This is a genomic window from Pseudomonadota bacterium, from assembly GCA_016195085.1.
Taxonomy (GTDB): Bacteria; Pseudomonadota; Alphaproteobacteria; order SHVZ01; family SHVZ01; genus JACQAG01.
Genome location: JACQAG010000031.1, coordinates 99,983 through 111,674 on the forward strand (window position 1 = coordinate 99,983; position 11,692 = coordinate 111,674).

The following is an 11,692-nucleotide window of genomic DNA, read 5'->3' on the forward strand; positions in this document are numbered from 1 at the left end:
GCCAATGGCGGGGGGATCTGATGCATGGTTTGATCGCGAGCTTGCTGGCTGCAGTCTTGCCGACGAACGTCTGAACAAGCGGCTCCGCAAGCTGGTGGCGCAGATCGGGAGCGCCATGGGCCAAAGCATTCCGCTGGTCTGCCAGGACTGGGCCAACACCAAGGCGGCCTATCGCTTTTTCTCCAACGACCGGGTCAGCGAGGCAGACATTCTGGCCGGTCACTTTCAATCGACGCGTGACCGTACGGTCGCCACCGATGGCCCCGTTCTTGTGCTCCATGACACGACCGAGTTCACCTACCAAAGAGAGAAGTCAGACGCGATCGGGATAACCAAGAGCATAAACAGCGGACGGGACAAGGCGGGGCGCCTGAGATCGCACACGGTTTGCGGCATCCTGATGCACTCTAGCCTCGCAGTCACGACCGAAGGGCTGCCACTCGGGCTAGCGGCCGTCAAATTCTGGACCCGGAAGAAATTCAAAGGGACCGCCGCGCTCAAGAAGAAGATCAACCCGACGCGCGTTCCCATCGAGAAGAAGGAGAGCATCCGGTGGTTGGAAAATGTCCAGCAATCCACGGAGCTTCTGGGTGACCCAGGACGATACGTCCACATCGGTGATCGCGAGAGCGATATCTACGAGCTTTTCTGTGCGGCCCAGGAAACCGGAACGCATTTTCTGATCAGGACCTGTGTCGACCGCTTGGCCGGCGACGGGCATCACACGATTGCCGACGAAATGGAAGAGGTCGCGGTCAAAGGGCTACATCGCATCGACGTTAGAGACAGCAACGGCGAGCCGGACGAAGCCGTTCTCGAAATCAGGTATCGCAAGATTCGCGTCCTGCCGCCGATCGGAAAGCAGAAACGCTATCCCGCGCTCACCTTGACGGTGATCCATGCCGAAGAGCGCGGGACGCCGAAAAACAGAAAGAAGATCGATTGGAAGCTGATCACCGATCTGCCTGTTGGTTCCCGCGCGGACGCCATCGCGAAGCTCGAATGGTACGCTTTGAGATGGAAGATCGAGGTGTTCCACAAGATCCTCAAATCGGGCTGCAAGGCCGAGGAGTCGAAGCTCAGGACCGCCCAGCGTCTGACCAATCTGGTCTCGGTCTTTTGCATCCTGAGTTGGCGGATCTTCTGGATGACGATGCTCAATCGTTCAGCTCCGGACGCGCTGCCAACTCTCGCATTGACCGCGACCGAAATCGCCGTGCTCGATCGCCTCGTGAGCGACAAGCCGCAAGCTCGGCGGAAAACGCTCTCGCATTATCTGACCAAGATCGCCCGGCTCGGCGGCTATCTCGCCCGCGCCAACGATCCTCCGCCCGGCAACACCGTCATGTGGCGCGGGCTTTCGCGCCTGACCGACATCGCGCTCGGAGCCATGGTCGGAGTCGAAATTGTGGGTAATTGAAAGGCATGTTCCAGCGAACACGTCACTTCGCTCCGACATTCAGGGCCTGGGATCAATCTGACGCTAGCGCGGCAATCGGAGAGATCGCCGCGGACGCGATGTCGATGCTCGACGCGTCCGTCCTGTGGCCAGCGCATCCGATGGAAGACGGCTTGCAGGACGGGAACGGGTCCCTGTACTTCGGCGCGGCCGGGGTCGTCTGGGCTTTGGATTACCTGCATCGGGTTCAAACCGTCGCCGACGCGCACGACCTTGCAGCGGCGCTGACGGTAGCCCTGGAGCGAAACGCTCCTTGGTTCGCTGAGACAGCCTATTCCGGCCACGCGTCCCTGCTGATGGGAGAGCTGGGCATCCTGCTGGTTCAGATGCGCGTCGCGCCGAACCCAGGCCTTGCCGAGAAAATCTACGCACTCGCTGCGTCAAACAGCGACTTACCAATAGTGGAGCTCATGTGGGGATTGCCGGGCTCCATGCTCGCCTGCGTCCATATGCAGGCCATGACCGAAGATGCCGGGTTCAAGGCTTTGTTCCAGGTGCAAGCCGCCCGGCTGTTGGCCGAGCTCGAGATGGTCGACGACGGTCCGATCTGGATACAGGATCTGTATGGCCGCAAACAGCGTTTCCTCGGCCCGGTGCATGGCTTCGCGGGCAACATGCTGCCGCTTCTCCGTGGCTGGGATTGGCTGACCCCCGGACAGCGCGCCGTCATTGCTGATGCGGTGCCGCGTACCCTTGCGGCGCATGCGGTTCACTCGGCGCTGGGCGCAGCCTGGCCGGCGGTCGTGCCGAGCAGCCGGTCGCCGGTGCTGTGCCAGCACTGCCACGGCGCCCCAGGCATGGTGACCGCATTTGCGGAGGCGCCCTTCTCCGCGCCGGACTTCGAGGCATTGCTCCTTCGCGGCGGAGAGTTGACCTGGAACGCCGGGCCGCTCGCCAAGGGATCGAACCTGTGCCACGGCACCGGGGGCAACGGCTACGCCCTACTCAAGCTCTATAAGCGGACGGGCGACCCGCTCTGGCTGGAACGTGCGCGGGCGTTCGCCATGATCGCAATTGACCAGGTCCGGGACGCTCGTGCCACATTCGGACGCGGCCGCTACTCGCTATGGACCGGAGATGTAGGTCTTGCGGTCTATCTGTGGGATTGCATCACGGGCGAGCCGCGATTTCCGACCATCGATGTGCTCTGAGCCGTCGGGTCACCGATCTCTATTTTCGGGTTTTAAACCTCATTTCGGCGCTTCAGGAACGCCAACCGCAAGCCCGGCCAATCAGACCTCCGATGAATTAGATTTTCTATCTCAAAGCATGCGAAATCATCGTTTGTTGCATCGCGGAAACCTCCCCAATTCCATGGCTAGACGGGCGCCGAGGCGTCTGTAGACGTGCCGAGTGGGAGTAATCCGCCATGACCACGCTAAGCTTTCATGACTGGCGTCTGGCCGCCGCACAAAAGCCCTCCCAGAGCGAAGGCGGCAGAGCCGTCGCAACCGTTACAAATCTCATCCGGACCTGGCGGGAGCGCGCCCGCCAGCGCCGCGAGCTTGCTTTGCTTGATGCCAGAGATCTCCGCGACATCGGCATCAGCATTTATGATGCGGAGTACGAGATCTATAAGCCATTCTGGCGCGACTGAGCCGACCCTCTCCCTCGCCCAATCCCCGAAGGACCTCCTGTCGATGAGCTCATCCCCGATGACGGCCGCGCCGGCCGCCAAGCGCCTGCACTATGCCTGGATCGTGCTCGCCGTCTCGTTTCTGACCTTGCTGACCGCGGCGGCGACCAGGGCGACGCCGGGCGTGCTCCTCGTGCCCTTGGAGCAGGAGTTCGGTTGGTCGCGGGCCACCATCTCGCTCGCGGTCTCGATCAATCTCGTGCTGTTCGGTCTCATGGGTCCGTTCGCCGCCGCCTTGGTCGAGCGCCTCGGCGCCCGGGCGACGATGATGCTGTCCTTGGGCATGGTCGCCATCGGCGTGGCGCTGACGACCTTGATGACCGCATCCTGGCAGCTCATCCTGCTCTGGGGGGTGGTGGTCGGCGGCGGCACCGGCATGACCGCGCTCGCGTTGGGCGCCACCGTGGTCAATCGCTGGTTCACCCATCGTCGCGGCCTAGCCATGGGCATGCTGACGGCGAGCAGTGCCACGGGCCAGCTCATCTTCCTGCCGCTCTTGGCGACGTTGGTGCAGGACTGGGGTTGGCGATGGGCGGTCATCGTGGCGGCCGCGATCGGCCTTGCCATGGTGCCGATCATCGGCCTCTTCATGCGCAATCATCCGCACGATCTGGGATTGAATCGCCTGGGCGAGCCCGGCGTGGCCGAAGCGCCCAAGCCCAGCGCGGTCAATCCGGCGGTGATGGCGCTCGATGCCTTGCGGGAGGCGATGGCGTCCAGGAACTTCTGGCTCTTGTTCGGCAGCTTCTTCATCTGCGGGCTCTCGACCAATGGGCTCATCGGCACGCATTTCATCGCCGCCTGCATCGACAACGGAATTTCCGAGGTGAGCGGCGCCGGCCTTCTGGCCGTCATCGGCGCCTTCGACTTCGTCGGCACGCTGGTCTCCGGCTGGCTCTCCGACCGCTGGAACAACCGCGTGCTCTTGTTCTGGTATTACGGCCTGCGCGGGCTCTCGCTCCTGTTCCTCCCCTACGCCTTCGATGTCTCCTTTTACGGCCTGTCCTTGTTCGCGGTGTTCTACGGGCTGGATTGGGTGGCGACCGTGCCGCCCACGGTCAGGCTGACCGCCGACGTCTTCGGCCGCGATAAGGCCGGGCTCATCTTCGGCTGGATCTTCACCGGCCACCAGCTCGGCGCCGCGGTCGCCGCCTTCGGCGCCGGCGCCATCCGCACCGGCCTCGACGACTATCTCCTCGCCTTCATCATCGCCGGCGGCTTCTGCCTGGTTGCGGCGCTGATGTCGCTCGCCGTCGGGCGGGCGGGCAGCGAAGGCAAGGTGCCGGTGGCGGCGGCAGCGGCGCGCGGTTGAGCGGGGTCGACCGGATCACCCCTTTCAATCCCCCAGCGCAACGCCTTCACGCCTGGGGTCGGCGCCGCCCAGGAGGCCGGTGCGGGTGACTGCGATGCCATGCAGCCCGCTGGTGAATTCGCTGATCCGCGTCTCGTGGCCCATCGCCTTGAGGGAGGCGGCGAGCGCCGGCGCCGTGCTCGCCGTCTCGAGCTCGGTCACGCTATTGCGGCTGCCGACCAGCGGCAGGTCGATGGCGGCTTGGATGTCGTAGCGCCAATCGGCCCAAGCGACGATCGCCTTGGCAACGTAGTTGATGATGGCGCTGCCGCCGGGCGAGCCGATGACCATCGCCAAATGGCGGTGGCGATCGAAGAGGATGCTGGGGCTCATGGAGCTGCGCGGCCGCTTCGAGGCTTCGACGCGATTGGCCACGGGCTTGCCATCCTCGACCGGCGCGAAGGAGAAGTCCGTCAGCTGATTGTTGAGGAGAAAGCCGCGGACCATCAGACGCGAGCCGAACTGGTCTTCGATCGTCGTCGTCATCGACAAGGCATTGCCGGCATCGTCGACGATCGACATGTGGCTCGTGGACGGAAGCTCGAGCGCATCGTCGTTGCCCCAGAGCCGGCCGGCGAGAAGCGGCGGCTGGCCGGGTGCGGCGCGTTTCATGCTGGCGTCGGCTCGAATGAGCCGGGCTCGGCTTTTCAGGTAGGCGGCATCGATCATCCCTCTGACCGGAACGGCGACCACGTCCGGATCGGCGATGTAGAGACCGCGATCGGCATAGGCCAGACGCTCGGCTTCCGAGAGGAGATGCGCGGCCGCGACCGATGGCGGCTTCAGCGGTTTCAGCGCGAAGCCATCGAGAATGCCCAAGATTTGCAGGAGCGTGATGCCCCCCGAACTGGGCGGCCCCATGCCGCAGATCTCGTAGCGGCGATAGGGTCCGCAGACGGCAGGCCGTTCCTTGGCGCGGTACTCCGCGAGGTCGGCCAGTGTCAGGTCGCCGGCATTGGCAGCCTCGCGCACGGTCCGCACCATGTCGGCGGCGATCGGTCCGGCGTAGAACGCCTCGGCTCCGCCTTTGGCGATGGCGGAGAGGGTCTCGGCCAGCGCGGGGTTCGCAAGCCGCGTGCCGACTGCTTTGGGCGCGCCGTCGGGGTTGTAGAAATAGTCCTTGGCGGTGGGCGATTTCGGCAGATGGGCTTCGTCCTTCAGGAGCCCGTACAGCCTGGGCGAGATGGCGAACCCCTCGGTTGAAAGCCGAATCGCCGGCTCGAACAGCCTGGCCCAGGGCAGCCGCCCATGCGCCTTGTGCGCCATCTCCAGCATTCTGAGAACGCCCGGCACGCCGACCGAGCGGCCGCCGACGACGGCGTCATAGAAGCGCATGGGCTTGCCGTCGGCACCGAGGAAGCGGTCGGGCTTGGCCGAAGCCGGTGCCGTCTCGCGTCCGTCATAGCTGGTGATGCGCTTCTCCCGCGCCGACCAATAGACGATGAAGGCGCCACCGCCGATTCCCGAGGATTGCGGCTCGACCAAGTTCAGCACCATTTGCGTGGCGATCGCCGCGTCGATGGCGCTGCCGCCTTGGCGCAGCATGGCGCGGCCGGCCTCGGCCGCCAGCGGATTGGCGGCGGCGACCATGTGGTGCTTGGCTCTGGCGAGCGTCTTGGTCGTGGCGCCGGTGGCGGCATCCGGCGCCTGGTTCTGGGCAAGCGCTGGCGCCGGTAGGCCCGGCGTCAGCACCAAGCAGACGAGGGTGAGAAGGCGTGCCGAAAGAGGGCAGGTTTTGATCATGACCATGAGTTTAGCCATGGCCGATGCGTCCCGTCATCCAGCCATCCTCGGGGTCATGTTACTCTCCCTCCATGGCAGAGCTGCGGGCGGCCAATGATGCGGGGGATCAGACGCTGATCGACGCGCTGACCCAGGCCCGCGCTCACTATCAGGCCGGGCATGCCGCGGCGGCGGAGCAGGGCTACCGCCAGATCCTCGAGACTCATCCCAACCAGCCCGAGGCGCTGCACCTCCTCGGCTATCTCGCCTATCAGGCGGGGCGGCACGAGGCGGCGATCGAGCTCATCGGCCGCGCCGTCGCCTTCGGCGACGAAGCCGCGGCACCCCGCAACGATTTAGCCTTGGCGCTCTGGGCGTCCGGCAGACCCGAGGCGGCGGCCCAGTGCTGCCGAGCGGCGCTGGCGCTGAAGCCGGGCTTTCCCGAGGCCTGGCTCAATCTCGGCAATGCGCGCAAGGATCAGGGCGAGCCCGGCGGCGCCATCCAATGCTATCGCCGCACGCTGGCACTCGATCGGCGCCGGGTCGAGGCCTGGAACCAAATGGCGATCACCTGGATCGAGGAGGCGCGGTTCGACCTGGCCGAAAGCGCCTGCCTCAGCGTGCTCAGCCTGCGGCCGACCATGGCTGAAGCGCACTACAACCGGGCGCTGGCTCTTCTGGTGCGCGGCCGTTGGGGCGAGGCCTGGCCGGAATTCGAGTGGCGGCTGCGCGTGAAGGCGATGGCGAAGACCCGCGCCGATATCGCCGGCCGGCGCTGGGAGGGCGGCTCCTGGTCCGGCGATCGGGCCGAGGCACCCGTCGTCCTCGTTCATGGCGAGCAGGGGCTGGGCGATTCGATCATGTTCTGCCGCTTCGCCCCCTTGGTGGTCGCCCGCGGCTGGCAGGTGGTGCTGGCCGTCCAACCCGAGATCGTCGGGCTCTTGGCCGAGGGGCTGGATTCCGAGGAGCTCACGGTCGGGGTGATCCCGAACGCGGCCGAGGGCATCGACGTGGCGCTTCCGCCCTACGATTCGCAAGTCTCGCTGATGAGCCTGCCGGCCTTGTTCGCAACCGAGCCCGCGACCATCCCCCATGAGCCCTATCTCCGAGCCGATCCGAAGCGTCGGCAACGGTGGCGGGCGCGCATTCATGAAGCGGCTCCCAGCGGAATTCGGGTCGGCCTGGTATGGGCCGGCAATCCGCGTCGGGGCAATACGGCCGGTGCCGCCGTCGACCGCCGCCGGTCGCTCTCGCTCTCCCTGCTGGCGCCGTTGGGCGGCATCGAAGGAGCTCACTTCTTCGCCCTGCAGAAAGGCAAGGCCGGGCTCGAGGCCCTGCAGCCGCCGCCGGCGCTCGGGCTCGTCGATCTCGCTCCGGAGATTCGGGATTTCCGCGACAGCGCCGCCATCATCGCCGAGCTCGATCTATTGATTTCCGTCGACACCGCGGCCGCGCATCTCGCCGGCGCGCTTGGCTGCAAGGTGTGGCTCTTGAACCGCTTCGACACCGATTGGCGCTGGCTCTGGGAGCGCAGCGATTCCCCCTGGTATCCCTCGCTCACGATCTACCGGCAGCCCCGGCGCGGCGACTGGCAGGCGACGATCCAGAGAGTGTCGGTCGATCTGGAACGTCTCGCCCGCGAGCCTGGCGGGCTCAGCGCGCACCCCGGAGTTTGACGATCGGATCGACGGCGCGGGCTTCCGTGTCCCACGGAAACAGGATCCAGGTATCCTGGCTGACCTCGGTCACGTAGGTGTCGACCAGCGGGCGGCCCGCCGGCTTCGCGTAGACCGTGGCGAAATGCGCCTTCGGCAGTATGCCGCGAACCGCCTGGGCGGTGACGCCGGTGTCGACGAGGTCGTCGATGATGAGCCAGCCGCTGCCGTCGCCGGGGGAGCCCTTCAAGATCGTGAGCTTGCCTTGGGTACGGTCGTCATAGCTGGCGATGCAGACGGTATCGACCAGCCTGACGTCGAGCTCGCGGGCGACCACGGCGGCCGGCACCAGCCCGCCGCGGGAGATGGCGACGATGCCGGTCCAGGGTCCCTTTTCCAAGAGCCGCCAAGCCAGCGCCTTCGCATCGCGATGCAGCTCCTCCCAAGAAACCGGGAAGGTCTTGCGCTGGGCCGATTGCTGGGTCATGGGCTGGCTGTTCTCCGAGGCGGGAGTCTCTAGAGCGTGATCCGGTGAAGTGCAATCACCCCCTCACCCTTCCCTCTCCCCCAGTGGGGGAGAGGGTTGCGAAGGCTTGGCGAGGCGAAGCCGAGCCTAGCCGTAGCTGGGTGAGGGGGATTCCATCTCACCGGATCAGACTCTAATAGCGGAACCCGTGCCGTTCCGACAATCGGCTCATGCCGCCTGATCGGTCCGCCGGCGCACCCGTTCCCGGTGCAGCACATAGAGGCCGCTGGCGACGATCACCGAGGTGCCGGCGGCGGTCCAGGCATCCGGCAGGTCGCCGAACCAGAGATAGCCGATCGGCACCGCCCAGATGATCTGCACATAGGCAAAGGGCGCCAGCACCGAGGCTTGCGCCAAGGTGAAGGCCCTTATGTTCATGTAGTTGGAGAGAGCGGCGGTGCCGCCCATCAGCAGCATCAGCAGCCAGCCCTGGCCATCGGGCCAAACCCATTGGAAGGGGGCGATGGCGGAGGTGATGAGGGCGCCGGTGACGGCGGTGTAGGCGAGCGTGGTCGAGCCCGGGTCATGGCGGGTCAGAAGCCTGGTGTTCACCTGATAGAGGGCCTGCAGGACCGCGACCGCCAGCGGCAGGAACAGGGCCCAGTGCACATGGCCGAAGCCCGGCCGGAGCACGATGACGACGCCGAAGAAGCCCACCAGCACCGCGGCGATCCGGCGCGGACCGACGATCTCGCCCAGCATCGGCACCGAGAGCACCGTCACCAGGAGCGGGGCCACGAAGTAGATCGCGATCGCATCGGCGATGCCGATATAGCTGATGGCGAGCACATAGATGAAGGAAGAGCTGATCTGAAACAGAGACCGGCTGACCTGCAGGAGCGGCTTTGCGGTCCGGGCGAGGCGGCGCCAGCCATAGACCGGCAGGAACGGCAGCAGCGCCAAGAGCTGCAAGGTATGGCGCGCCCAAATGATCTCCGTCACCGGATAGAAACGGGTCAAATCCTTGCTCACGGCATCGACCGAGATGCCGATGCAGCCGCTCACCAGCACGAGGGCAATCGCAATGAGCACGCCGGAGCGTTCGCGCTCCCGGGCGGCGGCGCTGTCGGCGGACTCGAGCTTGGCGGCGCTCACGGTGCGAAAATCCTTGCCGCGGGAGCCGAAGGCGGAGGAGTGTGGCGGCACTTCTGAGCCTCGCCGGTCCCGACACGCCCGTGCCCAATCTGCTCCGCCTTCTCGGTCCGTTGCTGGCCAGCGTCTTGCTGATGCAGCTCGCGACCGGGCTCTTCGGCACGCTGGCGCCGCTCACCATGTCGCTTGCCGGCTTCTCCACGGAAACCGTGGGAACGATCGGCTCGGCCTTCTATCTGGGCCTGCTGGCGGGATGCATCATCGGCGGTCCGTTGATCGAGCGGGTCGGTCACATCCGCACCTTCGCCGGCTTTGCCGCGATCTCGGCCGCCGCACCCCTGGCGTTGCCGGTCTTCCTCGATCCCTGGGCGTGGGCCGGGCTCAGGGCCATTTGCGGCCTCGCCATCGCCGTGCAGTCGGTCGCCGTCGAAAGCTGGCTCAGCGCCAGCTCGAATGACGAGAATCGCGGGCGCGTGTTCGCGATCTACATGTTCCTGGCCTATCTCGCCACCGCGGGCAGCCAGTTTCTTCTCACCCTCGACGATCCAAGGAGCGGCCATCTCTTCAGCCTGGTGGCGGGGTTTTCCGCACTTTGCCTGGTGCCGATCGCGCTCGCCCGTTCGGCCAATCCGGCCTTGCCCGAGCATGCTCCCTTCGGTATCGCCGAGCTCTACCGCCTCTCGCCGCTCGGCTTCATCGGCTGCGTCGCCTCCGGCCTGTTGCAAGGCGCGCTCTATTCGCTGGGCCCGATCTTCGCTGCTTCGAGCGGGCTCGGCCTCGCCCAAGTCTCGACCTTCATGAGCGCGACCGTCATCGGGGCGCTCCTGCTGCAGCTGCCGATCGGCCGCTTCAGCGACCGCATCGATCGCCGCGTCATGCTGCTCGCCGTCGCCGCTGGAACCGCATTTGCCGCGGCGGCGATCGTGCTGGTCGCGGCCCGGATGCCGGCGGCACTCATGGTCGCCGCCCTGCTGTTCGGCGGCTTCGCCGCAACGATCTATCCGGTCAGCGTCGCCCACGCCAACGACTTCCTCCAGCCCAAGGATCGGGTGGCGGCCAGCGCCGGATTGCTGTTCGCCTACAGCGCCGGAGCGAGCCTCGGTCCGTTCCTGGCTTCGCTCGCCATGGGTCGGATCGGTCCGGCCGGGCTCTACATGTTCTTGGGCACCGTCGCCCTCGGCCTTGCCGGCTTCGTCCTCTGGCGCATGCGCCAGCGCCCGACGGTCGATGCCGCCGCGAAGGGCCGCTTTGCGTGGCTCAGCAGTCATTCGACGTCTGGCGCAAATCCGACAGGCGCCACCCCTCAGGCCAGCTCCGACCCATAGTAGAGCGTGACGGTGTGCTTGGCTTCGGCGAAGAAGAGCCAGCGCTCGACCAGGGTGCCCAAAAGCGCCGTCGCCGCCGCCAGCACCGCTTCGGTGCCGGTGAGCCAGGCCGGCCCGGTCAGGGAGGCGAGCGCAAATCCGAGCGGCAGCAGAAACCCGACGATTGTGGCGATGCGCCGGAGCTTCTCCGCATGCTTGCGGGCGATGACGAAGCCCATCTCGCTCATGAGATAGTTCTCGCCGGTATGCGGCGAGGCCAAGAGCCTGACCTTGCCCAGGCTCCCGAGGCCGGTGGCGCTCTCCGGTGTGGAAGCCGCCCGGCTGGTGTCGATGAAGCGCCAATACTGCGCCTTCAAGGTCCAGCCCAAGATGAGCGTCACGACCGCGATCCAGCCGATGGCCGGGTGGACGAGGCCGAAGACATGGGCGAGCGCATGCAAGAGCAAGGCGCCGGTCATCAGACCGAGGGCGAGATAGACCGGCACCACCCATTTGTTGTGCCAGCGTTGGATCGTCCGCAGGCTCCGGTAGATCATCGCCGTCGAGGCAATGGTCGCGAGCGAGAGGAGAATGCTGAGGAGCGCCAGCAGAGTCCAAGCCCCGTCGAGGACGCCGAGAACGACCCAGCCGAAGGCGAAGAGCCCGGCGGCGGGATATGTGGCCAATGCAGCCACACCTTCGCGGCTGAGCCAGGACGAGCGCCACTGGGAGACGGCGCGCCAGGCGCGCTCGGGATGGCCGAGATGCAAGGTCGAGGACAACAGACCCGCGGTCACCAGTGCCAACGCTGCACCGAAGGCTGCCGCTCCGAACCAGCGATCGGGCGGCAGCAAGCCCACAAGTGCTGCGACACCGAGCCACACCAGCAGCCCGTAGCCGGCGCCCGACGCCGTCGTGAAGAGGATGATCGAGAAGGCAGGATGCAT

At 66.0% G+C, this 11,692-nt stretch carries 10 protein-coding genes; 6 read left to right on the forward strand and 4 right to left on the reverse strand.

The annotated features are described in order from the left end of the window. The first annotated feature begins 4 nt into the window (after nt 1–4). The 4 genes from HY058_09690 (at nt 5) to HY058_09705 (ending at nt 4,407) form a co-directional block, all read left to right on the forward strand. Nucleotides 5–1,420, forward strand: a complete 1,416-nt coding sequence (locus HY058_09690) for an IS4 family transposase (protein ID MBI3497560.1) — start codon at nt 5–7, stop codon at nt 1,418–1,420. A gap of 5 nt (nt 1,421–1,425) precedes the next feature. Further along, the gene (locus HY058_09695; GenBank protein ID MBI3497561.1) at nt 1,426–2,610 is read left to right on the forward strand and encodes a LanC-like protein; all 1,185 of its coding nucleotides are present in this window, start codon (nt 1,426–1,428) and stop codon (nt 2,608–2,610) included. 218 nt (nt 2,611–2,828) lie between these two features. Beyond that, nucleotides 2,829–3,056 carry a DUF1127 domain-containing protein gene (locus HY058_09700; protein ID MBI3497562.1) on the forward strand — a complete coding sequence of 76 codons (228 nt, stop codon included), beginning with the start codon at nt 2,829–2,831 and terminating at the stop codon, nt 3,054–3,056. Nucleotides 3,057–3,114: 58 nt separating this feature from the next. Then, on the forward strand, nt 3,115–4,407 hold the full coding sequence (locus HY058_09705) for an MFS transporter (GenBank protein MBI3497563.1): 1,293 nt from the start codon (nt 3,115–3,117) through the stop codon (nt 4,405–4,407). A gap of 24 nt (nt 4,408–4,431) precedes the next feature. Here HY058_09705 and ggt read toward each other — a convergent pair whose 3' ends face one another. Then, nucleotides 4,432–6,189 carry a gamma-glutamyltransferase gene (ggt, locus tag HY058_09710; GenBank protein ID MBI3497564.1) on the reverse strand — a complete coding sequence of 586 codons (1,758 nt, stop codon included), beginning with the start codon at nt 6,187–6,189 and terminating at the stop codon, nt 4,432–4,434. Nucleotides 6,190–6,260: 71 nt separating this feature from the next. On the opposite strand from ggt, the gene HY058_09715 reads away from it, so the two are divergent. Continuing rightward, a complete protein-coding gene (locus HY058_09715) occupies nt 6,261–7,844 on the forward strand; it encodes a tetratricopeptide repeat protein (protein MBI3497565.1) in 1,584 nt (527 codons plus the stop codon). Here HY058_09715 and gpt read toward each other — a convergent pair. Both gpt and HY058_09725 read right to left on the reverse strand, forming a co-directional pair. Beyond that, a complete protein-coding gene (gene gpt / locus HY058_09720) occupies nt 7,822–8,310 on the reverse strand; it encodes a xanthine phosphoribosyltransferase (GenBank protein MBI3497566.1) in 489 nt (162 codons plus the stop codon). The two genes, HY058_09715 and gpt, sit on opposite strands and share 23 nt — an antisense overlap. Nucleotides 8,311–8,517: 207 nt before the next feature. Further along, nucleotides 8,518–9,495, reverse strand: coding sequence for a DMT family transporter (locus tag HY058_09725; GenBank protein ID MBI3497567.1), 978 nt, complete (start codon nt 9,493–9,495; stop codon nt 8,518–8,520). On the opposite strand from HY058_09725, the gene HY058_09730 reads away from it, so the two are divergent. Beyond that, nucleotides 9,486–10,766, forward strand: a complete 1,281-nt coding sequence (locus HY058_09730; GenBank protein MBI3497568.1) for an MFS transporter — start codon at nt 9,486–9,488, stop codon at nt 10,764–10,766. The two genes, HY058_09725 and HY058_09730, sit on opposite strands and share 10 nt — an antisense overlap. On the opposite strand, the gene HY058_09735 is transcribed toward HY058_09730, so the two are convergent. Next, nucleotides 10,745–11,692, reverse strand: coding sequence for a dimethyl sulfoxide reductase anchor subunit (locus HY058_09735; GenBank protein MBI3497569.1), 948 nt, complete (start codon nt 11,690–11,692; stop codon nt 10,745–10,747). The two genes, HY058_09730 and HY058_09735, sit on opposite strands and share 22 nt — an antisense overlap.